We start from the raw sequence: 24,282 nt of genomic DNA, 5'->3' as shown, positions 1-24,282 counted from the left end.
TCGCCAGAGTTAAAAAGGAAATCTTGCCATGATGAGCCAAGAGCAGAACGACCTGATCACCCGCATTGGGCCCAAGGCGCCCGCGGGCAAGCTGATGCGCCAATACTGGCAGCCGGCGGCACTGGTCGATGAGCTCGAAGGGGATCGTCCGATCCGTCCGGTCAAATTGCTCGGTGAGGACTTCGTCCTGTTCCGCGATGAGCAGGGGCGCTATGGCCTGCTCGACCGCGATTGTCCGCATCGCGGCGCTGACCTTGCCTTCGGTCGTCTCGAAGGCGGCGGCGTGCGCTGCGCGTTTCACGGCTGGCTGTTCGACGTCGAGGGCAAGTGCCTGGAGACGCCGGCCGAGCCGAAGACCTCCAAGCTCTGCGCCGGCATCAAGCAGCGGGCTTATCCCGTGGTCGAGAAGGGCGGCATCCTCTGGGCCTATCTGGGCGAGGGCGAGCCGCCGGCATTCCCCGAGCTCGACTGTTTCGCCGCACCCGGCCAATACACCTTCGCCTTCAAGGGCCTGTTCGAATGCAACTGGCTGCAAGCGCTGGAAGTCGGCATCGATCCCGCCCACGCGTCGTTCCTGCACCGCTTCTTCGAGGACGAGGACGTCAAGGCATCTTATGGCAAGCAGTTCCGCGGCGCCTCCGCGGGCACCGAACTGCCGATGACCAAGATCCTGCGCGAATATGATCGCCCGATCATCAATGTGGAATCGACCGAATACGGCCTGCGCCTGATTGCGCTGCGCGAGCTCGACGAGGAGCGTACCCATGTGCGCGTCACCAACCAGCTATTCCCGCATGGCTTCGTCATCCCCATGAGCACGGAGATGACGATCACCCAGTGGCACGTGCCGGTCGATGACGAGAACTGCTACTGGTATGCGATCTTCACCAGCTACACGATGCCGGTCGACAAGAAGAAGATGACCGACCAGCGGCTCGAACTTTACGAGCTGCCGAACTACACCTCGCGCAAGAACAAGACCAACGACTACGGCTTCAATCCGCACGAGCAGAAGCACGAGACCTATACCGGCATGGGCGCCGACATCAATGTCCACGACCAGTGGGCCGTGGAATCGATGGGCAAGATCCAGGACCGAACCCGCGAGCATCTCGGCTCCAGCGACAAGGCAATCATCGCCTATCGCAAGCTGCTGCGTGCGGAGATCGAGAAGGTTGCCGGCGGCCAGAAGCCGATGATGTCGCTCGATGCGGACACCGCGCGCAGTATTCAGGGCCCGGGCACCATGGACGGCATCGGGCCGACCAAGGGCTGGGAAACCTACTGGATGGAAGTCGACGTCGCCCGTCGTCGCGGTGCGCCATGGATGGCAGCCGCTCCGGCCGACCAGACCGAGCCGGGGTCCAATGTCATCCATCTGCCGGCGGCAGAGTGAAGATCGATCAGAACAGCCGCGGGAGAGTGCGTTGAGTTTCGTTGAACGTCACGGTTTGTGGTCCGCGGAGCAAAAGGAAGCAGCCGTCCGGCTGCGCAGCATGGTCGAAGAGCACAAGCTCGAAGTGATCCGGCTGTCGTTTCCAGATCAGCACGGCATCCTGCGCGGCAAGACGCTGATCGCCAGTGAGGCATTGCGCTGTCTCGAAAGCGGCTGCTCGATCACCACGACCATGTTCGCCAAGGACACGTCGCACAAGACGGTGTTTCCGGTGTTCACCGCCGGCGGCGGCTTCGGGATTCCCGAAATGCAGGGCGCGGCCGACGTGTTGATGATCCCCGATCCCAGCACGTTTCGGATATTGCCTTGGGCGCCTGAGACCGGGTGGGTGCTGTGCGACGTGCATTTCGCCGATGGCCGCCCAGTGCCGTTCGCGACGCGCAATCTCTACAAGAAGGTGCTCGGCGATCTCGGCGCACGTGGCTATGATTTCGTCGCCGGTCTTGAAGTTGAATTTCATATCTTCAACGTCGAGAACAACCGCATGAAGCCGGAGGATGCCGGCCAGCCCGGCAATCCGCCGGAGGTCAGTCTTCTCTCGCACGGCTACAATTACCTCACCGAACAGCGCTACGACCAGATGGAGCCGGTGCTCGAAATCATCCGGCGCGACGTGATTGCGCTCGGTCTGCCGCTGCGGTCTGTCGAAGTCGAATACGGCCCGAGCCAGTGCGAATTTACCTTCGCGCCGACAGTGGGCCTGACACCGGCCGACAGCATGGTGCTGTTCCGCAGCGCCGTGAAGCAGATCGCTCATCGCCACGGCTACCACGCCACGTTTATGTGCCGGCCGAAGATTCCGAACGTCGTGTCGTCTGGCTGGCATTTGCATCAGTCAATCGTATCGCGTGCAACCGGCGCAAACGCGTTCATGCCGACCGAGGGCACGCAGCCGCTGTCATCGTTCGGGCAGGGCTATCTCGCAGGGCTTCTTACGCATGCGCGCGCGGCGACCGTATTCACGACGCCGACCATCAACGGCTACAAGCGCTATCGCTCCTATTCGCTGGCGCCGGACCGTGCGATCTGGGGGCGCGACAATCGCGGCGCGATGCTGCGTGTGCTCGGCGGTGCCGGTGATTCCGCGACGCGTATCGAGAATCGCGTCGGCGAACCCGCCGCCAATCCCTATCTCTATATGTCGTCGCAGATCCTCTCGGGTCTCGACGGCGTCGATCGCAAGCTCGATCCAGGGCCATCAGCCGATACGCCTTACGAGACCAATGCCGATCTGTTGCCAAAGTCGCTGCGCGAGGCAACCTTCGCGCTCAAGGAAGATCCTTTCTTCCGCGAGAAGATGGGCGCGACGATGGTTGACTATTATACGCATATCAAGAATGCCGAGATTGATCGCTTCCAGGCGGAAGTCTCCGACTGGGAGCAGCGCGAATATTTCGAGATGTTCTGACGCGTCATTTCGGCGCGCTCACGCCGGATCAAACGGGCCATCTCGGCACGTTTATTGAATACAGATTTGCCGAATAGCTTTCTTAACTTTCCAACGGGGACAATCGCAATGAACAGACGCAGCCAATCCATTCTTGCACTGGCCATTCTCGGCCTGATGACCGGCACGGCCTCCGCCGACACCATCAAGGTCGGCGTGATCGGCACCATGTCGGGCCCTTACGCGCTGTTTGGCAAGAACTTCAAGATGGGCATCGACGCCTGGGTCGCCGAGCATGGCACCAAAGCAGGCAAGCATGATGTCGAATTCATCTATCGCGATGAAGAGAGCCCGAATCCCGCCAAGTCAAAGGCGCTGGCGCAGGAGCTGCTGGTCAAGGACAAGGTGCAATACCTCGCTGGCGTCTATTTCACGCCGAACGCGATGGCCATCGCGCCGCTGCTGGAAGAATCCAAGACGCCGCTGATCGTGATGAATGCGGCGACCTCGTCGATCGTCGAGAAGAGCCCCTATATCGTCCGTACCTCGTTCACGATGTGGCAGAACACCGTGCCTGCCGCGAAAATTGCGTTGAAGAACGGCGCCAAGAAGGTGGCCATCGCGGTCAGCGATTACGGTCCGGGTGTCGATGCTGAAGCGGCATTCAAGAAGACGTTCGAAGGTGAGGGCGGCGCGGTGGTCGAAGCGGTTCGCATTCCGCTCGCCACCACCGACTTCAGCCCGATCATGCAGCGCATCAAGGATTCCGGCGCGGACACCATCTTCACCTTCCTGCCATCCGGCCCGCCGACGCTGGGCTTCGTCAAGGCCTATATCGACAACGGGTTGAAGGCCGGCGGAGTCAAGCTGATGTCGACCGGTGACGTCGTCACCGAGCCGGATCTCCCGAATATCGGCGATGCCGGCATCGGTATCCTCTCGACCTATCACTATTCGGTGTCGCACGATTCCAAGGAAAACGCGGCCTTCCTTGCCACCATCAAGAAGGGCGGCGGCAACCTCGACGAAGTCACCATGACGTCGGTCGCGGCCTATGACGGCGCGCGCCTGATCTACAAGATGATCGAGGCCACTGACGGTAAGCGCGATGCCGCCAAGGCGGTCGATGCCGTCAAGGACATGAAGTGGGTCTCGCCGCGCGGTCCGGTGTCGATCGATCCCACCACGCGTCACATTCGCCAGAACGTCTATCTGCGCAGCGTGGAGAAGGTGGACGGCAAGCTGATCAACAAGGAAAGCCAGACCTTCGCCGATCAGCCGGACTGGGCGCTGAGCACAAAGTAGGCGATGCCGGGGATTCCGCCTCGTTGCGGAATCCCCCTCTTTCTGCGACATCGTCGCGCGAGATGAGATTTCCTTCGACATGACTAGCCGCGCGCGCTCGCTTCGATTGATCAACGCCCGCATCTATCGTTCTGCCTGGGATGATACCCCCGCGGACAGCATCGTTGTCAGTGATGGCAAGGTGGTCTGGATTGGTGCAGCGGATGTTGCGCCGTCCGCCGACCAGACGATCGATCTCGCGGGCGCCACCGTTATTCCCGGCCTCACCGACGCGCATATTCATCTGTTTGCCATCGCCCATGCGCGACTGCAGGTGCCGGTGACGCCGCGCGATGCACCCACGATATCCGATGTGCTTGATTTTCTGGTTGCGCGTGCGCGCGCCATTCCATGTGATAAATGGGTTTACGGTGCGGGCCTCGATGAGAACGGACTGGTGGAGCATCGGCTGCCGACACGGGCTGAGATCGATGTCGCCATTCCCGATCATCCGGTGCTGATCCGCCGCTTCTGCGGTCATGTCGCCGTCGTCAACAGTGCCGCGCTGCGACTGCTGGGCATCGACGATGCCACTGCCGATCCGGAAGGCGGCACGTTCGGGCGCTCCGAGGATGGTCGACTGGACGGCAGCGCTAAAGAAAGCGCAGCCGAACTGATATTCCGTGCCGCGCCGCCGATGGATCGCAATGAGCTCACCACGGCTCTGCGCGCCACAATTGCCGATAGCGCCAGGTTAGGTCTTGTTGCTGTCGTAGAAGCCGCGGTCGGATTCACCGTCGGCTTCGATGATGAATTCGCCATCTGGAACGAGATCCGCGCGAATGGCGATGTGCTGCCAATGCGGCTCGGCTTCATGAACCAGCTCGACCCGGCTGAAGCGGCGGCGCGTGGGTTGGTGCCGACGCAAGGCGTCGACTGGCAGTCCATGACGCTGAAATATTTCGCCGATGGCATTGTCGGCGCGCGAACTTCGGCGGTGAGCGAGGATTTCTTCGATACGCCATCGCGCGGCATGTTCATGCGCGATACAACCGAACTGCAGCGCGTGATCGCCGAGGCCCATGCGGACGGCTGGCAGGTTGCCGTTCATTGTACCGGCGATCGCGGTATCGACTGCATCATCGAAGCCTATGAGAAGGCGCAGGCGGCACATCCCCGCGCCGATGTCCGGCACCGCATCGAACATTACTTCGTGCCGCCCGCCGGTGGGCTGGCGCGGATGAAGGCATTGGGCGCGCTCGTCGTCACCCAACCAAGTTTCCTCACCCGGATGCGGCGCTCGATTACCGGTGCTTTCGGTCCGCGCGCCGATCGTTGCTATCCGGGCCGTTCGGTGATCGACGCGGGCGTCACTTACATCGCAAGCTCAGATGCGCCGACCGGGTCGTGGTCGCCGTGGGATGGCATCGCCGATGCGGTGAGTCGCGCCTCGGACAGCGGTGCGCCGATCGGGCAGGGTGAAGCCGTCAGCGTCCGCGAAGCCATTCACAGCTACACGGTCGGTGGCGCCATCGCGATGAGGCAGGAAGACTGGCGCGGCACGCTGATGCCGGGCATGGCGGCCGATCTGATCGCCCTTGATCGCGATCCCTTCGCCGCCGAGTGCCTCCCTCTGAAAGAGATGCAGGTGCTGCTCACCATGGTGCGCGGCGCCGTCGTCCATGACGCCATGCCGCAGTTTCCGGAATGGCGCTCGGGCGCTGCTTCGGCATAGGATCAATCATGCGTACCATCTTCAGCATCATGACCGACGCCGTCGCCTACGGGATGGTGCTGTTCATCATTTCCATCGGTCTGTCCATCATGATGGGGCTGATGCGCGTCGTGAACCTCGCCCATGGCGCTTTCGCCATGATTGGCGGTTATCTGGCCTCCTATGCGATCCGCGACCTGCATGTGCATTACAGCGTCGCGATCCTGATGGCAGTGATCGGCACCATCATCGTGTCGATCCCGTTCGAGATTTTGCTGTATCGCCGGATCTACCGGAAGTCCGATCCGCTGATTCAGGTGCTGATGACCATCGGCATCACGTTCTTCATCATCGGCATCGTCAATTTCATCTTCGGCCCGTCGCTGAAATCGATTCCGCTGCCACAGACCCTCAGTGGTCCGCTCGATATCGGTTTCCGCATGCTGCCGACCCATCGCATCTTTGTCATCGCCTGCGGCGCGGTTACGGCGCTGGCGCTGTGGCTGCTGATCGAGAAGACGGAGTTCGGAATCAAGCTACGCGCCTCGGTCGATCATAGTGGTATGGCGGACGCCTTGGGCATCCGCACCGAAATCATCTATGCAGTGACCTTCGCGCTGGCGATCGGGCTCGGCGCATTCGGTGGCGTGGTCGGCGCGGAGATCCTGCCGATCGAACCGTTCTATGCCCTGCGCTATATGGTGACGTTCCTCGTCGTCGTCTCTGTCGGCGGCGCAGGCTCGATCCTTGGTGCTCTGTCGGCGTCGCTCCTGCTCGGCCTCGCCGACACCACTGGCAAGTATCTCGCGCCGGAGTTCGGCGACTTCTTCTTCTATCTGTCGGTGATCGTCGTCGTGTTCCTGTTTCCGCATGGCCTATTTGGCAGGTCGCACGCATGAGCGAGATCGTCGCGACCCACATTCCGCACAAGCGCAGCATTCCCTTCGGTCAGGAGGCGGCAGGTGCGCTGAGTATGATCGTGCTCGGTGCCATCGGCTACTTTCTGTATCCGGACGATCTGGCGTTCCTGACGCGGCTGATCGGCATCGCATTCCTGGTGCTGTCGCTCGATCTGGTCACCGGTTATTGCGGCGTCGCCACCCTCGGCCATGCCGCGCAATTCGGCGTCGGCGCCTATGCCGCCGGCATTGCTTGCGTGCGTGGCATCACCGATCCCATCGCGTTGCTGGCGATCGGTGTATTCGCGGGAACGGTCATGGGGCTGATCTCCGGTGCGCTGATCACGCGGTTTCGCGGGCTCCCACAACTGGTGCTGTCGATTGCCGTGGGGCAATTGGTCGCCGCACTTGCCAACAAGCTGTCGTGGCTGACGGGCGGCAGCGACGGCCTGTCAGGCATTACACCGGGCAAGGTGTTCGGCATCTTCAATTTCGACATGTACAGCCGCACGGCATTTTTGTTCTCGCTGGGCGTGCTGGTCATTGTGTTCGTGCTGCTGCAGCGTTTCGTGCGCTCACCGTTTGGTCTGATGTGCCGCGGCATCAAGGACGACGATCTGCGCGCCAAGATGATCGGCGTCTCGATCTATCCGCGCCTTGTCGTGATGTATGGCGTCGCTGGTGCCGTTGCCGGGATCGGTGGAGCGCTGACGGCGATCAGCACCGGCGTCGTCGGTCTCGATAGCGTCAGCTTCGAGCGCTCGGCGGAAGTACTGGTCATGCTGGTGCTTGGCGGTGCAGGGCATCTGTGGGGCGCGCTGGCGGGGACGATCATCTTCATGATCTTCGAGCATATCGTGGCCGCCGCCAATCCGTTCCACTGGATGACGCTGGTCGGCCTGCTGCTGATCCTGATTGTGGTGTTCGCGCCGCGCGGGCTGATCGAACCGGTGTTGTCGCTGGCCTCCCGCTTCAAGCGCAAGGGAGAGGCGGCATGACCAATCTCCTCGAAGCCCGTGGTGTGTCGTGCTCGTTCGGCGGTCTGCATGTGACGCGCGACGTCAATTTCAAATTGACTGCCGGTGACCGCGTAGCGCTGATCGGCCCAAACGGCGCTGGCAAGACCACGCTCGTCAATCTGATCACCGGTGACATTGCGCCGAGCGAAGGGCAGTTCTTCATGGGCGGTGACGAGATCACCGGTCTCAGCATTCCGGATCGCGTGCGTCGCGGTCTGGTGCGCACGTTCCAGACCACGCGGCTGTTTGCCAATCTCACTGTCGCCGACAATGTCGCGCTGGCGATCATGCAGCGCAAGCGCATCACGCGGCGGTTTTTCTCGAGCTCGACGGAGCTGCCGGAGGTGCGTGCCGAGTGGAGTGAGATCCTTAGCCATCTAGGTCTCGACAGGCTGGCCTATCGCAAGGTGGTCGAGCTCGCCTATGGCCAGCAGCGCCTGATCGAGCTGGCCATCGGCCTTGCGCTGCATCCGAAGGTGCTCCTGCTCGACGAGCCCGCCGCGGGCGTGCCGCATGACGAGGCGCCCAAAATCCTTGAGGCGATCAATCGGCTGCCACCTGATATCGCCGTGTTGATGATCGAGCACGACATGGATCTGGTGTTCAAGTTCGCCAGGCGTGTGCTGGTGCTGGCGGCCGGGCGGTTGATCTTCGAGGGATCGCCTGATCAGGTCACCGCCGATCACGAAGTGCGCCGCGCGTATTTGGGGAGCTATGCCGATGCCCGCCGCGCCACTTGATATCCAGAACCTGAGCGCCGGCTACGGCCCGACGCGGATCATCGAGGGTATTTCGTTCTCGGTGAAAGCAGGTGATCGTCTCGCCGTGCTCGGCCGCAACGGCATGGGCAAGACCACGCTGCTGGCGACGCTGATGGGCCTGACGACGCGCCATGGCGGTGAGATCAGGATCGGCGACCAGGACGTCACGGCCAAGCGGACCTCGGCGCGCGCCGATCTCGGTATCGGCTATGTGCCGCAGACCCGCGACATCTTCGCCTCGCTGACGGTGGAGGAGAATCTGCGCACCGGGCTGAAGGGGCGGCCGGCGTCGGCGCTCGATGAAGCCTATGCGATGTTTCCGCGGCTACGCGAACGCCGCGGCAATTACGGCAAGCAGCTGTCAGGCGGCGAGCAGCAGATGCTGTCGATGGCCCGGACACTGCTGGGCAAGCCGTCGATCCTGTTGCTGGACGAGCCGCTGGAAGGCCTCGCGCCCGTGATCTGCGACGAGTTGATGGCATTGTTGGCGAAGCTTGCCGCCACCAGTGAAGTCACCATCATTCTGGTCGAGCAGCAAATCGAGCGCGCGCTGGATTTCGCGAGCAGCGTCATGGTGATGGAGCGTGGCCGCACCAGCTGGAGCGGTGCGCCGGATGTTCTGACCGCCGACCGCGCGCTGGTCGATCGGCTGGTCGGTGTCGGCATTCACTAGATTCCGGAACTGGCGCGCCGGCCGGCGCGTCAGGCCCGAAAGATCGTGATCCCCAATACCAGCAGCACGATGCAGATCACGAGGAAGATATAAAAAAGTACGCGTGCGACATCCGCCGTGGCGGCGGAAATGCCGGTAAAGCCGAACAGGCCGGCGGCGACGGAAATCAGAAAGAAGATCAGCGCCCATTTCAGAAGGCTCATCGGGGAACTCCGGTTGCAGCAATTCCGGAACGCCGCGCTGCGAGATTTGGTTCCGGCTCGCAACCAAAGCTGCCATGTGTCCGTAGCTCGCTAATGCGGCACCGACCCGGGGAGATGCGTAACAGCCTACTAATTGGGCAGCGCAAAGGTATTGGTTAGCATTTTAAACCCGCCCTTAACCAAAACATCCCTAATGAATGGATAGTAGACCTGCTCCCCGCAGTGGATTTGTGGTTCGGGGGACAAAGGGTTCAGTATGCGTGTCGCGGTCGGTCATGGGTGGTTGCGCTGGGTGAGCACCGTTACGGCGCAGGGATGTGCGGTGCCAGCGCCCCGTAGTAAAGTCTGACGCGCATGTTCATCAAACGCGCCATCGTTACGAATACGGAAGCCGCCGATGGCGCGGCGGGCGAGAGCCCGCTGCTCAGGGTTTGGCGCAATCGTAGCCTGTTCGGTGCTGTGTTTCTCGGCGTGATGATCCTGACGGTCATTGCGCTGGTTGTGCTGCCGGTGCGCTATCTCGCCACAGGTTCGGTGATCGTTGCCGAGCAGGAGCCCAGCAATAGCAATGCATCCGCCGCCTGGGCGCAGAAGATCGGCGACCCCGCCGACGTCGAAAGCCAACTGCTGATTGCGCGCTCGCCGCGGGTGATGCGGCTCGCCATGCAGCAGCCGGGCGTCACGGAAGCCGCGATTGAAGAGTGTCAGAGCAGGAGCAGCAGCTCCACCTGCGAAAAGATGAAGACTGATACGGCGGCGCTGATCGACTATGTGTCGGGAAATTTCGCGATCGGTGCTGTCGGACGTTCGCGCGTCATCAATATCTCCTACACCTCGTCGATCCCCGAAGTCGCGCAGAAGATAGCGAATGCGCTGACCAATGCGTTTCTCGACGAGCAGCGGACATCGGGTGCGAGCAGCCGCGAGGTTGCCGCATCCTATCTCTGGAAGGAAGCCAAGCAGCTGGATGCAGAGTTGCGGGATGCCGATGCCAAGATCCAGGCATTTCGCCGCAACAAAGGCCTGATGCGCGGATCGCTGGCGCCGATCAGCTCGGAGCGGCTGAGCAGCATCAGCCAGCAGCTGTCGACCGCCGAAACCGCGCGTGCCGATGCGCTCGCCCGCCTGCAGGAGATCAAGGCCAATCAGGCCCGTGCTGTGGACTCGCCTTCCGTGCTGTCGAACCGCTCCATCGCCGATCTCAAGCAGCAGCTCACGGTTGTCACTGCGCAGCTCGCCAGCCAGGCCAATGTGCTGGGGCCGCGGCATCCGTCGCTGCGTGCGCTGGAGCAGGAGCAGTCCGCGATCAAGGAGCGCATGGCCACGGAAGTGGCCAGCATTGCCGCCAGCGCGCAGAAGGCGTTCGACGCCAATGATGCCCTCGTGAACGCGCTTAAAAAGCAGATGGATGCCGTGAAGGCTGAAGTCGGCTCGGCGACATCGGACGAAGCCTCGATTGAGAGCATGGTGCGCAGCACCGAGATCAAGCGCCAGCAATATGCCGATCTCTACAAGCGCGCCAGCGAACTCGAAACCGAGCGTCGCGTGCTGATTGGCAATACACGGCTGGTCAGTCTTGCCGAACTGCCGACCAAACCGTTTTTCCCGAAGAAAATTCCGTTCTTGGCCGCTGGCGGCACGCTCGGCCTGCTGCTCGCATTCGTCGCAGCCTTCTTCGGCGACCGGGTCAATCTTGCGGGTCTGTCCCGGCTGCGGACTGCAACTATTCGCCCGACGCGCGCAGCCGCGCCTGCCGCCGCTGCGCCTGCCGCCATAACTGCACCTGTCGCGGTCGCTGCGCCAGTCGCTCCAGCGCCCGTCCAGACGACTGCCCCCGTGACGCCGCGTCCCGGACCGCCGCTGCCGACGTCGTCATCGGAATTGGCCGTCGTCACCGGCGCGCCCGTTCTGGCACGATTGCCGACCGTCAAGCGCGATCCATCGGAATCGCCGATCGGTGCGATCCTCACGGCGCAGTCCGGCGCCTCGCTGGCGCGTGCGCTGCCGCTCGCGCTGCAGGATCCGCACTATCAGGATGCACTCCGCGATCTGGCGACGGGCCTGCTCGCGTCGAACGACGCCAGGACACGCCGCAAGATTCTGGTCGCGTCGCCGACGACGGCCGAGGGCAAAACGTTTCTGACCCTGACCCTGGCGCAATATCTCGCAACGGCTGGCCGCAGCGTGCTGGTGATCGAATGCGATTTCGGCGCGCCGAAATTCGAAACAGCCTTGGGCTTGCGCAGCAGCATGGGGTTGCAGGGAATTCTGCGCGGCGACATCACGCCGCGCGAAGCGGTGGTCCGCACCGCGACTCCCAATCTCGACGTCATTCCTGCCGGGCCATTCTCGGCATCCGCCGAATTGCTGATGCGTAAACCGCTCGGCGATCTCCTGCTCTGGAGCCAGATCTACGACGTCGTCCTGATCGACGCGCCGTCGCCGGGCATCCAGACGGATCTTGGCGTACTGGCCAGACAGGTCGATGGCGTGCTGCTCTGCATGCGTTCCGGCCGCTCGTCGATCGGGCAGGCAGTGGCGACATCCAGCGCGATCCGTGTCGCTGGCGGCAGCGTCTTCGGCATTGCCGTCACCATGATGCCGGACGCCAATACGCCGAGCGGCACAGACCGGGTTTCGAATAATGCCTATGCCGGAGCGACGTGATGCCCGCTCCCAGCGTTCTGTTCGTCTGCCATACGGGCTCTATCTCCGGCGCTGAGCTCGTTCTGATCGATCTTGTTCAGCCATGGGCGGGCGAGGCGGCCTTCCTGTTCGAGGATGGCCCGCTGCATCAGGCGCTTGCAGCCAAGGGCCTGAAGGTGCGTGTGTCGCGCTGGGGCGAGGGGCTCTCGGATGTCAGGCGCGATAGCTCAATCCTGAAAGCCTTTCCGCTGATTGGTCGGCTCGGGGCCATCATTGCCGAATTGACGCGCGAAGCGCGCCGTCATGACGTCATCTATGCGAATTCGCAGAAGGCCTTTGTGTTATCGGCCGTCGCCGCCACGCTGGCGCGGCGTCCGCTGATCTGGCACCTGCACGATATCATCAGCAGTGAGCATTTCGGCGCCACGCAGCGCCGCGTGCAGGTGGCGCTGGCGAATTATTGTACGGCAAAGGTGGTCGTTCCTTCGCAAGCTGCTGCAGATGCCTTCATTGCCCAAGGCGGCCGCAAGGAGCTGGTCGCGATCGTGCCTAACGGTCTTGATGTGCCGCCGGACGCCAGCACGCCGCTTGAGATCAGGCGCGAGTTGAAATTGCCTGAAGGACCGCTTGTCGGCGTCTTCAGTCGCCTCGCGGCCTGGAAGGGCCAGCATATCGTGTTGCAGGCTCTGGCAAAGACGCCGGGCGTCAGCTGTATTATTGCAGGGGCTGCGCTGTTTGGCGAAGAGCCTTATGCCGAGAAGCTCAACCGGATGGTGGCGGATCTCGGTCTCGGCGATCGCGTGCATTTCCTTGGCCAGCGCAACGACGTGCCGCGGCTGATGCGCGCCGTCGATGCGATGATCCATCCCTCGATCGATCCCGAACCGTTTGGCCGCACGCTGGTCGAAGCCATGCTCGCGGATGTGCCTGTGATTGCGACGGATGCCGGTGCGGCGTCTGATATTCTCGAAGCCGGCAAGGCGGGGACGCTGGTGCCGCCAGGGGACGCCGATGCGCTGGCCGCCGCTATTACCAAGGTCATGTCGCGCCCGCCAGAACTGGCGAGCCAGTTGCACTATGCCGAAGCGCGGGCTCGGTCGCATTACAGCGTCGATCAGATGCTGCAGACGGTTTCAAACCTGATCGGGCGAGCGGCTGCCGGAGCTCCCGTGTGACCGCGTATCGCCGCTCAGTTTGCAATTTGAGTTCCTGGACGGCCCCCGATCGGGCCGTAGCGGCGCGCTTATGAGCGGCGCCCGGCACTCGACGCGGAAGTTTACGGCAATTCTCATCAGCGGTGCGCTGACCAGCAAGCTGCTGGGTTTCGGCCGTGAGATCTTGATGGCGCAGGTGCTTGGCGCTTCGCTGGTCGCCGACGGTTTTCGTGGTGCGATCACGGCGGTAATGCTGCCGCTGGCCTTTCTGCAGAACGAAACCGTCCCCGCCGTAATGATCCCAATGCACCGGGATGCGCTGAAGGACGGCAACGGACCTCAGCGCCTCGGCGCCATGACGGTGGCGATCACCGGCATTGCCATGATCCTGATGATCGGGCTGCAGGCGCTCGGTGAGCGGGCTGTGGATGCGCTGGTCGGCGGCTTTTCGGCGGAGGGGCGTAGCCTCACTCTCGACTTCATTCGCATCATGGCGCTGGGCATGCCGGCCTCGGCGATGATCAACGTGCTGGCTGCAGGCGAAATCGCGCTCGGTCGGACCCGCTTGACGAATATCCGCGCCAGCATCCTGAACGTCGCCGTGCTGATGGGCATTGCCCTCGTTGCTGTGTCCGGCAACTTTCATACACTGGCCTGGTCGTTCTCGGCTGCCTTCAACGCGCTCGGCGCCTGGGGGCTCTACACGATGTGGCGCGAGGGCGTGCTCAGCTTCAAGGGCCTGTCGCTGTCATCAGTGCTGGCGTCAGGCCGCGAATTCTTTCGTCGGCTGCGACCGCTGCTCGCGCTACCGGTCGCCGAACAGGCCAATGTCTGGATCGAACGCCTGCTGGCATCGCGGGTCGGGACCGGTGCAGTGGCCTCGCTGGACTATGCACGCACGCTGACCGAAAGCGCGTTGCTGCTGATCAGCCAGCCGGTCGGGCTGGCGGTGTTGTCCAGCCATCCACCAAAGGACGTCGGCGCGCAGATCGAAGGGATCGCTCGGCCTATTCTCGCACTCGCGGTGCCGGCATCGGTCTTTCTCGCCATGTTCGCGCCGGAGATCGTGCGGCTGGTTTTTCTGCGCGGCGCCTTCAACGAGCAGGCGCTGTTCCTGACCAGTCAGGCCTTGCGCGGCATCGCGCTTGGCCTATGGGCTGCGACGCTTGGCTGGATCCTGATCCGCATCCTCAATGGCGCAGGCCGGAATTTTGCGGCCGCTGCCATCATCGTCACTGCCTATCTGGTTAATATCGTAGTTAACCTTCTCACCTCATACCTGCCCACGGCGCATGAATGGGGCACCTTGTTGCTTGGACTGGGCGAAGCCGCCCGTGGTATCGTTCTTCTGGCTGGTGTCATGATCGTCCTGGGGTCCCGGCGCAAGCTGCTCTACCTGATGTTTCTCGCGTGTTTCCCGGCAGCGCTGATGGCACTCTTCAGCTGGCAAATTCACGAGGTTCTGACGGGCCCGTGGCAGCGGCTTTTCGCCGGTGGTTTTGCCTATCTGGTCTGCCTCGCGCTGTCTGTCGCGATGCTGATGCCGGGCGTCTACATTGCGGCATTTGCGCGCGTCCGGGGGCGCTTGTGATTTTGATATGTGTTTTTGTATTAGAGAGTGCCTTGATCGTCTGAGGACTTTTCGATGAAGCACCTGTTATCCAGCGCCGCCCGACGCATGGCGTCTTCCGAAGCGCTGGTTCGCCCGATCAGCATGGCTGCCGATATGTTCATGGGCACGCGTGGCTGCCTGATGACCTTTCATCGCGGCGCCTCCGCTCGGGCCTGGGAAAAACTGCCGAACCGCGATTTCTATCTCGATACGAATTTTCTCGATCAGTTCCTGTCGCATCTGAAGCAGCGCGGCTGGGATGTCGTGACGATGGAAGAAGCGATCCAGCGCTCGAAGGCGGGAAAGTCCAACGATCGCTTCGTCAACTTCTCCGTCGACGATTGCTATCGCGATACCTATGAGGAAATCGTGCCGCTGTTTCGCCGCCACAACGTGCCGGTGACGTTATTTGTCACGACGGGTATTCCTGACGGCACGCTTCCGCTGTGGGCCGCAGGTCTGGAAGATGCGCTGCTCAACAACGACCGCGTCATCCTTGAGGATGGCACGATCGACGTGCCGACATCTGACGCCAAGCGTGCGGCATTCCATCGTATTGCAGACCGTTGGGACGGTCCGCAGGCCGCGGCTTCTTACAAGAAGTTTTGCGAGCTCAATGGTGTCGACATCGACGCGATGCACTGGAAGCATGCGATCACCTGGGAGATGCTTGAAGAGCTGCGCGACGATCCGCTGGTGGAGATCGGCGGCCACACCGTGACGCATGCCCGTATTTCGTCGTTGTCGCCGGATGGTGCACGCTTCGAACTCAAGGGCAGTCGCGATCGGTTGGTCGAGCGCCTTGGCATTCCCGCCAGGCATTTCGCATTTCCTTATGGACGTTCGGGCGATTGCGGTCCGCGCGATTTCGCGATCGCGCGCGATGCCGGTTATGCGAGTGCAGCGACGACCCGCAAGGGCCTCGTGCGCAACGGCCAGGATGCCTACAACTTGCCACGCTGCACGATCAACGGCGCGGATCGCAGTCTCGCGACCATGGAGCTTCATCTGTCTGGCCTGACGGGTGTGGCCGCGAGGATGACGGGGCGTGTCTAGCAGTCGTCGTCTCAAGGTCCTCTCGATTGCACATTCCGCCGTCAGCCGCGATGCGGGGCGTCTGCGATACTATCCACTCGTCGGGCGCGATGACGTCGATATGCATCTCGTCGTTCCGGCTACGTGGTATCAGTTCGGCCGTACGATCATTGCAGATCCGTCCGACGATCCCGGCATGACCGTGCATGTGATGCCGATCCGCCTGCCGCGCGCCGGCCCGATGAGTTGGTATCTGCATTTTTATCCGGGCTTGCGGCGTCTCATCCGCGAGGTCGATCCCGATGTGATCCATCTCTGGGAAGAGCCGTGGAGCGTCGTCGCGATGCAGGCGCGCACCCTCAAGGGCCGGGCCGCGATGGTCCTGGAAGTCGATCAGAACATCCTGAAGCGCTTGCCACCACCGTTCGAGTTCATCCGCAAGGACGTGTTGCGGAACACCGATCATATTCTCTCGCGCAGTCCGGAGGCGACAGCAGTCGTCCGCGCGCGCGGCTATATGGGGCCGACGTCGCCGATTGGTTATGGCGTCGATCTCGCGACCTTCAATCAGACCGGCGAGCGCCAGGCGCCGATTGCGCCCGGGCGGGGACTACGCATTGGCTATGTCGGGCGTCTCGTCGAGGAGAAGGGTCTCGACGACGCGCTCGACGCCATGAAACGCGCCACGGCAGATGTGACATTGGCGATCATGGGCGAAGGTCCGCATGAGCCTGCGTTGAAACTGCGCGTCAACGAACTGGGACTGACCGACCGCGTCACATTCCGGGGCTGGGGCAAACCGGCCGATGTCGCGTCATTCCTGAGCGGGCTCGATGCAATGATCCTGCTGACGCGCACCACCAGCGCCGTGCGTGAGCAGTTCGGCCGGGTGATCGTCGAGGCGCAGGCTTGCGGTGTACCGGTGATCGGTTCGACGGGCGGCGCTATTCCCGATGTTGTCGGCAAGGGCGGCTGGATCATTCCCGAACGGGATCCCGATGCGCTGGCGACACTGCTGGATCGGCTTGCTGCCGACCCGCAGCAGTTGCTGGACCGCGGCGCGGCCGCGCGCGACAACGTGCTGACGCGTTTTACTTACGAGGTGGTGGCGAATGCGCTGGTGTCGGCCTGCCAGCAGGCCGCCGATGCAAAGCGGGGGGCTGATCGGCCGTGCCCTTGAAGCAGGCGCTTGCGATCAGGCGCCGACCGCCATAGCGCCCGGCGCAAATTCGTTCTTCGACGCCTGCACCTGCTCCAGCAGCTCGATGTAGCGCGAACCGACATAATCCCAGCCGTAATTCAGTGCCGTGGCATGCGCGCCTTCGCACAGCCGGGCCAGCGCTGCCGGATCGGAGAAGGCCATCGCGATCTTCTCGGCGATATCTGCGCCGTCCATCTTGATCTGATAGCCGTTTACGCCATCGACGAGATAATCTTCGATGCCGCCAACCGGCGTTGCAAAAACCGGCGTCGAGCAGGCCATGGCTTCCATGCAGACCAGCGAGAAAGTTTCATAGGCAGTCGGCAGTACAAAGGCGTCGGCCGCAGCGTAGAGGGCCGGCATATCGGTACGCGATCCCGCGAAGACCAGCCGATCGGCGGAGGTTGTCGCCAGTTTGCGATAGGGCGCGGGATTATCCGAGCCCACCACAAGCATCCAGACATCGGGGCCCAGGTGTTCGAGCGCGCCGATGGCATGTGCCAGACCCTTGCGGCGGAATTCATGGCCGGCGAACAGAAGCAGCTTTGCGTCCACCGGGATGCCGAATTCCTGACGGATCCTGAGACCGGCCGCGGTGTCGCGGGCGAAGCGATTGAGGTCGATGCCGTTGGGGATCACGCGGATGCGCGACGCTGGCACCTTGTAGATCTCTTGCAGTTCAGTTGCGACGCGCGGCGAGACCGCGACATACATGCGATAGCGCAGGCCGCCGATCATCCAGCGATCACGCAGGGCCACCCACAGATGCATGGGATTCAGCATCCATGACCAGGAGCCGGCGTTGCGCTTTTCGGCGAGGCTCTGCGCATTGACCGCGTGCACGACCAGGACGTCGCCCGTCAGGCTGTCGCCGTGGCTGATGATGACGGCCTTGGGATGATGATAGGCGGCGCGCGTCGCCAGTAATGTGAAGGTGGGAACGACAAAAGCGCGACCGAGATAGCGCAGGATGCCGCGCGTCTTGATGTGCGAAAGCCAAGCGCCGACGCGCTCGATGCGCGTACCTGGCGTTGCCTTGTCGCCGACGGCGCTCGCGAGAACTGTGTTGGCGATTTTGGCGCGACTGAATGCGCATGCGAGTTCGCTGGCCACGCTTTCAACGCCGCCGACCGAACTCAACTCCTGGACGATCTGGACGATCTCGATGGTCATGGGCCGACACTATGAAAACGGGTGAACGCCAATACCGTAGGTGCGCTGATAAGTCGCAATTTCATCAATATCCTGCTTTCGCAGGCTTTTGTCACCAGCACAACGTCTAAGATTTTGCCTTCGCGATAAGGCATATCAGCGGAAACACTCGGACACAGTCGAGCAAATGCAGCCCTGCCGCGCCAAGTAGTATTCCGCTCCACCTGGAGTCGGTAATTGGCGCCGTCGCATGCGTCTTATGGGTGCAATCCTACGTCGACGACGATCTCGTAGGCACCTTTCACCAGCGCTTCGGGCTGAATGGTGAACGGCGTCTTGAAGTGACATCTGAAACAGAGCGCGGAAATGGATATTGTGACCCCACTTCAATATTGAGTCATGCTTAACGCGCGCTGTTCCAAATTGATCACGCAGGTTTCAAAGAGACACAGCACTGATCGAGCGTGGGACAGTTACGGCCAGGCTGCATAGGACGGACCGTGCTGACTTGGATCGAGCCGCGCGCGACGCCGATAGACGCCTGGCGACGCATTCTGATACTTGCGGAAGAAGCGATTGAAATAGCCGGGATCGCGGAAGCCGAGGCCATAGCCGATCTGCTCGACCGGCAGATCGAGCTGCCGCAACCGCATGCAGGCTTCGTGAATCAGGCGCTGATGCACGATGGCGCGCGGGCTGTAGCCCTTCTCGCGCTTGCAATGTGCGTGCAGCTTGTCGTCAGTGACGCCGAGTGCAGCCGCATAGCGTGCGATGGGCCAGCCGTCGCGATAATGCAGTTCGACCATCTGCAGGAAATTGCCAACGAGGCGCGGACCGTCGCCGCGCTGTGCTGCATCGTCGGGGGCTTCCTCCGAAATCACCGAGCGCCAGAGATGTAGGCACAGCAACAACACATGCGACGACGTCATCGTCGCGCTGCCGCGGCCCGGCGCATTCAATTCACGCACCAGCGTGCTGCAGGATTCCGTGATGGCCGCAAAAGTCGTCGCGAGTTGCGCGCCTTCGCGCAGGACCAGCCGGTCGATGGTTCGCCGCAGATGCAGCGCCTCGGCACTGCCGGCGACGGTGCGGGTGAGGACATCGTCCGACACTGAAATCAGATAGCCTTGTGCGCCGGCATCGACTTCCAACGTGCCTTCGTGATCGCCGGGAAGCCACAACAGGCCGGGGGACTGAATGGCAACCGTGGTGCCGCGCATCGTGGCGGTGCCGCGCCGGGTTTCGATCACCAGCAGGTGCGAGCGCCTGGCGACCGACTGCCGGATGATCCAGCTGCGCGGCGCCAGTCCGGGTGCGAATCTTTCCGCATGCAGTGCCGGAAGCGGCTTCTCCGCGAAGCCGGTGGGACCCGAAACGATGTGCGCGGTCTCAAGCACTGGGACAATCCGTCGCGTGAAATAGCTCGCCTACACGGATCAATACAATCTTTCCCCGGATGCGTCCAATTCCCAGCCCCAAACGCTGGACTAGTCTCCGGCCATCGAACGCCACAAGGCGTCGGTGAAAAGAATTCGGGGAGGATAACATGGTGTCAGCAGTCAAGCGCCTTGCGGCGGGACTACTCGCAGTTGCCGGTGCGGTGGCCGTCGGATGGGGCGGCGGAGCCGAGGCCCAGACGTCGGTCAAGATCGGTTATGCCATCTCGCGCACGGGCCCAGCCGCCGGCGGCGCCGCGGTGACGACGATTCCCAACTACGAGCTGTGGGTCAAAGAGGTGAACGCCGCCGGCGGGCTCAAGCTCGGCGACAAGCGCGTCCCAATCGAGGTCGTCCAGTATGACGACCGGTCGAGCGCCGAAGAAGCCGCCAAGGCGCTCGAGCGCCTGATCACCCAGGACAAGGTCGATTTCATCCTGCCGCCCTGGGGCACCGGTCTGAATCTCGCGGTCGGACCGATCTTGAACAAGGCCGGCTATCCGCACATCGCCTCGACGGCGGTCACCGACCGCGCGCCTGAACTGGCGAAGCGCTGGCCCAACAGTTTCTGGCTGCTCGGCACCAGCGCCGATGCCGCCAAGACGCTGGTTGAGCTGCTGGTGAAGCTGCGCACCGAAGGCAAGATCGGCGACACCGTGGCGATGGCCAGCATCGCCGACGGCTTCGGCATCGATCTCTCTGGTGCCGCCAGACCAGCTCTTACAGCTGCCAAGTTCAAGCTCGCCTATGACAAGACCTATCCGGTCGGCACACAGGATCTCAGCCCGATCATCAATGAGGTGAAGGCGCTGAATCCCGACGTGTTCATCGCCTTCAGCTATCCGCCGGACACGATCGCCATCACCGAACAGTCACGCATCTCCGGCTTCAATCCGAAGATCTTCTACACCGGTGTCGGCACGGCATTTCCGCTGTTCAAGCAGAAATTCGGCGCCAACGCGGAAGGCGTGATGGGCATCGGCGGCTGGAATGGCGACAGCCCGGCCATCAAGGACTATCTGGCGCGCCACAAGGCGTCGGCGGCGAATGGCGCGGAGCCGGATCGCTGGGCCAGTGCAGTCACCTATGCCGGCCTGCAGATGCTGCAGCAGGCGATCGAGCGGGTTGGCAAGGTCGATCGCGCTGCGGTCATCAAGGACCTGCAGAGCGGCACGTTCGACACCGTGATCGGCAAGGTGAAGCTCGAGAACAACATGCCGACCAAATACTGGTGGGTCGGGCAGTGGCAGGACGGCGAGTTCTACGGCGTCGGCCCGTCGGGTAACGAGGGCGCGCGTGCGCCGGTCGTGCCGAAGCCGGCATGGAAGGCGCAGTGATCGCGTCGCTCCTGTATCTGGTCTGACAGAATGACAAACGCGGTTCTCACCGGCCTCGTGCTGGGCGGCATGTACGCGCTGATCGCCATGGGATTGACCCTGCAATATGGCGTGGCGCGGATCATGAACCTGTCCTATGGCGAGTTCCTGATCGGCGCGGCCTTTGCGTCCTATTGGCTGTTCACCGGCTGGGCGCTCAATCCGCTCGCAGGACTGGCGTTTGTCATTCCGGTCAGTTTCGGCATCAGCTATCTCTTGTACCGCGTGTTGCTCACGCCGCTGGTGCGCCGCGCGCGCACCCGCGACGCCCTTGAGGTCGATAGTATCCTGGCCACCTTCGGCATGATGTTCATTGTGCAGGGCATCATGCTGACCATGTTCGGTGGCGCTTACTTTAGTTACTCGTTCCTCGCTGTGCCGGTGACAGTCGTCGGCGAGGTGCTGGCACTCAATCGCCTGATTGCCTTCGGGCTTGCGGTCGTCGTTGGTCTGGCGCTGTATCTCACGCTGACCCGCACGCGGATCGGGACGTCCATCCGCGCCGTGGCAGTCGATCCCATCGCGGCGCAGCTTGTTGCCATCGATGTCACCAAGACATCGGCACTGGCCTTTGCGCTCGGCGGCGCGCTGGTGGCATCTGCCGGCGTGCTGATCAGCATGTTCCTCACCTTCAGCGCTACCTCCGGCGTGGTGTTCACCATGAAGGCGCTGATCGTGGTCGTGATGGGCGGCGTCGGCAATTTGCTGGGCTGCCTCGTCGCCGGGCTGGCACTGGGACTGAGCGAAGCGCTGGTGGCGACCTTCATCGATCCCGGCCTGACGCTTGCCGTTAACTTTGCGCTGTTCCTCGGCGTGCTGCTGGTGAAGCCAGCCGGCATTTTCGGGAGGGCGCAGCGATGAGCCGTACCCAAATGACGACTGGCGCGATCTGTCTCGCAGCCGTGGTTGCGCTCGCATTCGTCCCGATGATTGTCGATGCCTATCACCTCGCGCTCGCCATCAGTCTCCTGCAATTCACGGTGCTGGCGACGGCATGGGGCATGTTTTCAGGCCCGACGCGCTATGTCTCGCTGGCCACCACAGCCTTCTTCGGTGTCGGCGCATACACCGTCGCCGTTCTGGGCGAACAATTGCCGTGGTCGCTGGTGCTGCTGATCGCGGCCGTGATCGGGGCTGTCATGGCCGTCATCGTCGGCCTGTCGACGCTACGGCTGAGCGGCGTGCATTTCGTCATCTTCACTTTCGGTCTCGCCGAACTCGTGCGCCAGATCGTGGTCTGGTACGAGGTCAACAAGACCCGCGTGCTCGGCCGTTACGTCTTTGTCGATATCACCCAGAACGACATCTACTGGCAGCTGCTGGCGCTTGCCGTCATCGTGTTCGGTAGCGGCTGGCTGATCGCCCGCTCGCGCTTCGGCTTCGCACTGCGCATCATCGGCGAAGACGAGACTGTGGCGCGGCATTGCGGCATCAATGTCACCATCGCCAAGGTCGCGCTGTTCACCATCACGGCCACCTTCATGACGCTGGTCGGTGCGATCATGGCGCCGCGCTTCACCTATATCGAGCCATCCATCGCCTTCAACGCCACCATCTCCTTCGAAGTGGTGATCATGGCACTCCTCGGCGGTGCGCATCGGTTATGGGGGCCAGCGCTCGGCGCCATTCCGCTGACGCTGTTGTTCGACTTCCTGTCCGCACGCTTCCCCAGCACATCGACCTTGATCATGGGCGTGGTGTTCCTCCTGATCGTCTATGCGCTGCCATCAGGTGTGGTTGGCCTCTGGGAGAAGTTGAAAGCCTGGCGACCCACGGCCTCGAAGATGCGGGGAGCGCAGGCATGACCCCTAGTGCAACGCCAGTGCTTCGCATCGAAGGCCTGACCCGCGCGTTCGGCGGTCTCATCGCTGTCAACGGCATCGATCTGACGGTGCATGCTGGCGAGATCGTCGGCCTTCTCGGTCCCAATGGGTCCGGCAAAACGACGGCGCTCAACCTGATCTCCGGCGTGCTGTCGCCGAATGCGGGCGTGATTGCCTTCGCCGGCCACGACATCGCGGGCTGGCCGACCCATCGCATCGCGCGTCTCGGTCTGGCGCGCACCTTCCAATTGGTCCGCGTGCTCGACGGCATGACCTGCGGGGAGAATGTGGAGGCCGGGCTGGCCTTTCATCATGCGCCGCTTGCACGCGACGCGATGGCGGCCGCTGCGGCCGGCCTGCTCGCGCGAGTCGGTCTCGCCGGATTTGGCGGACGGCCCGCATCGGAGCTCACTTATATCGACCGCAAGCGGCTCGAACTGGCACGCGCGCTGGCGCTGCAGCCGCGCCTGCTGCTGCTCGACGAATGGCTTGCCGGTCTGAACCCGTCCGAATTGCTGATCGGGATCGAGCTGATCCGATCGCTCAAACAGGAAGGGCTGTCGATCCTACTCGTCGAGCACGTAATGGATGCGATCCGTTCGCTCTGCGATCGCTGCGTGGTGATGAGCAGTGGCCGCAAGATTGCAGAAGGGCCTGTAGCTGCTGTGCTGAGCGACCCCGCGGTGATCGAAGCCTATCTGGGAGTGCCGCTGGATGCTTGAGGTCTCCAATATCAGCGTCACCTATGGCCAGCATCACGCGCTGAGCGATGCGGCGCTCCATGTCGAGCGCGGCGAGATCATCGTCATTCTCGGCGCCAATGGCGCCGGCAAGTCATCGTTGCTCAAGGCCATTGCCGGTTTGCTGCCGTCACCAGCCAAGAGCGTCAAACTCGCCGGTCGTGATCTGTCCCGTCTGCCGCCTCATGAGATCGTGGAAGCCGGGCTTGCGCTGGTACCGGAAGGGCGCGGTGTATTCGGCGAGTTGACCGTGGCTGAAAACCTGTTGCTCGGCGCCAATCCAAGACGTGCGCGGGCGGTCGAGGCAACGCAGCGTGCCAAGGTGATGACGCTGTTTCCGCGGCTCGGCGAACGCCTGGCGCAGACCGTGCGGACCATGAGCGGTGGCGAACAGCAGATGGTTGCTATCGGCCGCGCGCTGATGTCAAACCCCGACATCCTTCTGCTCGACGAACCGTCGCTCGGCCTGTCGCCACTGCTGGTCCGTGAATTGTTCGCCGCCTTGCGCAAGGTGCGTGAGACCGGCGTCGGCCTGCTGCTGGTCGAGCAGAACGCGCGCGAGAGTCTCGCCATCGCGGATCGCGGCTATCTGATCGAGAATGGCAAGATCACCGGCAGCGGCACCGCCGCAGCCCTTCAATCCGACGACGCCGTGCGCCGCGCCTATCTCGGCGGTCTCGCCAGCGGCGCGGCCTGAGCGTTCCAAGAAGC

At 62.6% G+C, this 24,282-nt stretch carries 21 protein-coding genes; 18 read left to right on the top strand and 3 right to left on the bottom strand.

Annotation, left to right across the window (positions count from 1 at the left end; genetic code table 11):
- Positions 1 to 28 precede the first annotated feature (28 nt).
- From CHC01_RS16770 to CHC01_RS16735, 8 genes are all read left to right on the top strand, one after another.
- Entirely contained in the window at positions 29 to 1,396 is a 1,368-nt protein-coding gene (locus tag CHC01_RS16770) for an aromatic ring-hydroxylating dioxygenase subunit alpha (RefSeq protein ID WP_089265358.1), read from the top strand.
- A 31-nt stretch (positions 1,397 to 1,427) separates the two neighbouring features.
- Positions 1,428 to 2,864: a glutamine synthetase family protein gene (locus CHC01_RS16765; protein WP_089265357.1), complete on the top strand. Its 1,437-nt coding sequence runs from the start codon at positions 1,428 to 1,430 to the stop codon at positions 2,862 to 2,864.
- A 108-nt stretch (positions 2,865 to 2,972) separates the two neighbouring features.
- Positions 2,973 to 4,148, top strand: a complete 1,176-nt coding sequence (locus CHC01_RS16760) for an ABC transporter substrate-binding protein (RefSeq protein WP_089265356.1) — start codon at positions 2,973 to 2,975, stop codon at positions 4,146 to 4,148.
- 79 nt (positions 4,149 to 4,227) lie between these two features.
- Entirely contained in the window at positions 4,228 to 5,862 is a 1,635-nt protein-coding gene (locus CHC01_RS16755; protein ID WP_089265355.1) for an amidohydrolase, read from the top strand.
- Between the two features lie 8 nt (positions 5,863 to 5,870).
- Positions 5,871 to 6,740 (top strand): branched-chain amino acid ABC transporter permease, encoded by an 870-nt coding sequence (locus CHC01_RS16750; protein ID WP_089265717.1) that lies wholly within the window; start codon positions 5,871 to 5,873, stop codon positions 6,738 to 6,740.
- The gene (locus tag CHC01_RS16745; RefSeq protein WP_089265354.1) at positions 6,737 to 7,738 is read left to right on the top strand and encodes a branched-chain amino acid ABC transporter permease; all 1,002 of its coding nucleotides are present in this window, start codon (positions 6,737 to 6,739) and stop codon (positions 7,736 to 7,738) included. Before CHC01_RS16750 ends, CHC01_RS16745 begins: the two co-directional genes overlap by 4 nt.
- The gene (locus CHC01_RS16740; RefSeq protein WP_089265353.1) at positions 7,735 to 8,499 is read left to right on the top strand and encodes an ABC transporter ATP-binding protein; all 765 of its coding nucleotides are present in this window, start codon (positions 7,735 to 7,737) and stop codon (positions 8,497 to 8,499) included. The genes CHC01_RS16745 and CHC01_RS16740 overlap by 4 nt, the downstream gene beginning before the upstream one ends.
- Positions 8,480 to 9,193: an ABC transporter ATP-binding protein gene (locus CHC01_RS16735; RefSeq protein ID WP_089265716.1), complete on the top strand. Its 714-nt coding sequence runs from the start codon at positions 8,480 to 8,482 to the stop codon at positions 9,191 to 9,193. Before CHC01_RS16740 ends, CHC01_RS16735 begins: the two co-directional genes overlap by 20 nt.
- A gap of 29 nt (positions 9,194 to 9,222) precedes the next feature.
- Here the strand turns inward: CHC01_RS16735 and CHC01_RS16730 are convergent, their stop codons facing one another.
- Complete coding sequence (locus CHC01_RS16730) at positions 9,223 to 9,396, bottom strand: DUF1328 domain-containing protein (protein ID WP_089265352.1); 174 nt, start codon at positions 9,394 to 9,396, stop codon at positions 9,223 to 9,225.
- A gap of 354 nt (positions 9,397 to 9,750) precedes the next feature.
- On the opposite strand from CHC01_RS16730, the gene CHC01_RS16725 reads away from it, so the two are divergent.
- From CHC01_RS16725 to CHC01_RS16705, 5 genes are all read left to right on the top strand, one after another.
- On the top strand, positions 9,751 to 12,063 hold the full coding sequence (locus CHC01_RS16725; RefSeq protein ID WP_089265351.1) for a GumC family protein: 2,313 nt from the start codon (positions 9,751 to 9,753) through the stop codon (positions 12,061 to 12,063).
- Complete coding sequence (locus tag CHC01_RS16720) at positions 12,063 to 13,217, top strand: glycosyltransferase family 4 protein (RefSeq protein ID WP_176454611.1); 1,155 nt, start codon at positions 12,063 to 12,065, stop codon at positions 13,215 to 13,217. The genes CHC01_RS16725 and CHC01_RS16720 overlap by 1 nt, the downstream gene beginning before the upstream one ends.
- 70 nt (positions 13,218 to 13,287) lie before the next feature.
- Positions 13,288 to 14,787 (top strand): lipid II flippase MurJ, encoded by a 1,500-nt coding sequence (locus CHC01_RS16715; RefSeq protein WP_089265349.1) that lies wholly within the window; start codon positions 13,288 to 13,290, stop codon positions 14,785 to 14,787.
- Positions 14,788 to 14,841: 54 nt separating this feature from the next.
- Positions 14,842 to 15,864, top strand: a complete 1,023-nt coding sequence (locus CHC01_RS16710; protein ID WP_089265348.1) for a polysaccharide deacetylase family protein — start codon at positions 14,842 to 14,844, stop codon at positions 15,862 to 15,864.
- Complete coding sequence (locus CHC01_RS16705) at positions 15,857 to 17,023, top strand: glycosyltransferase family 4 protein (protein WP_089265347.1); 1,167 nt, start codon at positions 15,857 to 15,859, stop codon at positions 17,021 to 17,023. Before CHC01_RS16710 ends, CHC01_RS16705 begins: the two co-directional genes overlap by 8 nt.
- Positions 17,024 to 17,038: 15 nt before the next feature.
- Here the strand turns inward: CHC01_RS16705 and CHC01_RS16700 are convergent, their stop codons facing one another.
- Both CHC01_RS16700 and CHC01_RS16695 read right to left on the bottom strand, forming a co-directional pair.
- Entirely contained in the window at positions 17,039 to 18,217 is a 1,179-nt protein-coding gene (locus CHC01_RS16700; RefSeq protein ID WP_089265346.1) for a glycosyltransferase family 4 protein, read from the bottom strand.
- Positions 18,218 to 18,669: 452 nt separating this feature from the next.
- Positions 18,670 to 19,593, bottom strand: coding sequence for a helix-turn-helix transcriptional regulator (locus CHC01_RS16695; RefSeq protein ID WP_089265345.1), 924 nt, complete (start codon positions 19,591 to 19,593; stop codon positions 18,670 to 18,672).
- Between the two features lie 149 nt (positions 19,594 to 19,742).
- Between CHC01_RS16695 and CHC01_RS16690 the strand changes: the two genes are divergently transcribed.
- From CHC01_RS16690 to CHC01_RS16670, 5 genes are read left to right on the top strand one after another with little or no spacing between them, the layout of a single operon-like run.
- The gene (locus tag CHC01_RS16690) at positions 19,743 to 20,969 is read left to right on the top strand and encodes an amino acid ABC transporter substrate-binding protein (protein ID WP_089265344.1); all 1,227 of its coding nucleotides are present in this window, start codon (positions 19,743 to 19,745) and stop codon (positions 20,967 to 20,969) included.
- 30 nt (positions 20,970 to 20,999) lie between these two features.
- Positions 21,000 to 21,869: a branched-chain amino acid ABC transporter permease gene (locus CHC01_RS16685; protein ID WP_089265343.1), complete on the top strand. Its 870-nt coding sequence runs from the start codon at positions 21,000 to 21,002 to the stop codon at positions 21,867 to 21,869.
- On the top strand, positions 21,866 to 22,813 hold the full coding sequence (locus CHC01_RS16680) for a branched-chain amino acid ABC transporter permease (protein ID WP_089265342.1): 948 nt from the start codon (positions 21,866 to 21,868) through the stop codon (positions 22,811 to 22,813). The genes CHC01_RS16685 and CHC01_RS16680 overlap by 4 nt, the downstream gene beginning before the upstream one ends.
- Positions 22,810 to 23,553: an ABC transporter ATP-binding protein gene (locus CHC01_RS16675; protein WP_089265341.1), complete on the top strand. Its 744-nt coding sequence runs from the start codon at positions 22,810 to 22,812 to the stop codon at positions 23,551 to 23,553. The genes CHC01_RS16680 and CHC01_RS16675 overlap by 4 nt, the downstream gene beginning before the upstream one ends.
- Entirely contained in the window at positions 23,546 to 24,268 is a 723-nt protein-coding gene (locus CHC01_RS16670) for an ABC transporter ATP-binding protein (RefSeq protein WP_089265340.1), read from the top strand. Before CHC01_RS16675 ends, CHC01_RS16670 begins: the two co-directional genes overlap by 8 nt.
- Positions 24,269 to 24,282: the final 14 nt, after the last annotated feature.

Origin of the sequence: Tardiphaga sp. OK246, from assembly GCF_900188215.1 — a bacterium.
Taxonomy (GTDB): domain Bacteria; phylum Pseudomonadota; class Alphaproteobacteria; order Rhizobiales; family Xanthobacteraceae; genus Tardiphaga; species Tardiphaga robiniae.
The sequence above is the reverse complement of the archived record's forward strand: the minus strand, read 5'-3'. Positions and strand labels throughout refer to the sequence as shown.

Bases quoted from the DNA above. Each gene is read 5' to 3' on its own strand.
- CHC01_RS16680 (WP_089265342.1), top strand. From the start codon at position 21,866: ATGAGCCGTACCCAAATGACGACTGGCGCGATCTGTCTCGCAGCCGTG.
- CHC01_RS16770 (WP_089265358.1), top strand. From the start codon at position 29: ATGATGAGCCAAGAGCAGAACGACCTGATCACCCGCATTGGGCCCAAG.
- CHC01_RS16750 (WP_089265717.1), top strand. From the start codon at position 5,871: ATGCGTACCATCTTCAGCATCATGACCGACGCCGTCGCCTACGGGATG.
- CHC01_RS16725 (WP_089265351.1), top strand. From the start codon at position 9,751: ATGTTCATCAAACGCGCCATCGTTACGAATACGGAAGCCGCCGATGGC.
- CHC01_RS16740 (WP_089265353.1), top strand. From the start codon at position 7,735: ATGACCAATCTCCTCGAAGCCCGTGGTGTGTCGTGCTCGTTCGGCGGT.
- CHC01_RS16685 (WP_089265343.1), top strand. From the start codon at position 21,000: ATGACAAACGCGGTTCTCACCGGCCTCGTGCTGGGCGGCATGTACGCG.
- CHC01_RS16690 (WP_089265344.1), top strand. From the start codon at position 19,743: ATGGTGTCAGCAGTCAAGCGCCTTGCGGCGGGACTACTCGCAGTTGCC.
- CHC01_RS16745 (WP_089265354.1), top strand. From the start codon at position 6,737: ATGAGCGAGATCGTCGCGACCCACATTCCGCACAAGCGCAGCATTCCC.
- CHC01_RS16755 (WP_089265355.1), top strand. From the start codon at position 4,228: ATGACTAGCCGCGCGCGCTCGCTTCGATTGATCAACGCCCGCATCTAT.
- CHC01_RS16735 (WP_089265716.1), top strand. From the start codon at position 8,480: ATGCCCGCCGCGCCACTTGATATCCAGAACCTGAGCGCCGGCTACGGC.
- CHC01_RS16670 (WP_089265340.1), top strand. From the start codon at position 23,546: ATGCTTGAGGTCTCCAATATCAGCGTCACCTATGGCCAGCATCACGCG.
- CHC01_RS16760 (WP_089265356.1), top strand. From the start codon at position 2,973: ATGAACAGACGCAGCCAATCCATTCTTGCACTGGCCATTCTCGGCCTG.
- CHC01_RS16715 (WP_089265349.1), top strand. From the start codon at position 13,288: ATGAGCGGCGCCCGGCACTCGACGCGGAAGTTTACGGCAATTCTCATC.
- CHC01_RS16675 (WP_089265341.1), top strand. From the start codon at position 22,810: ATGACCCCTAGTGCAACGCCAGTGCTTCGCATCGAAGGCCTGACCCGC.
- CHC01_RS16710 (WP_089265348.1), top strand. From the start codon at position 14,842: ATGAAGCACCTGTTATCCAGCGCCGCCCGACGCATGGCGTCTTCCGAA.
- CHC01_RS16700 (WP_089265346.1), bottom strand. From the start codon at position 18,217: ATGACCATCGAGATCGTCCAGATCGTCCAGGAGTTGAGTTCGGTCGGC.
- CHC01_RS16720 (WP_176454611.1), top strand. From the start codon at position 12,063: ATGCCCGCTCCCAGCGTTCTGTTCGTCTGCCATACGGGCTCTATCTCC.
- CHC01_RS16730 (WP_089265352.1), bottom strand. From the start codon at position 9,396: ATGAGCCTTCTGAAATGGGCGCTGATCTTCTTTCTGATTTCCGTCGCC.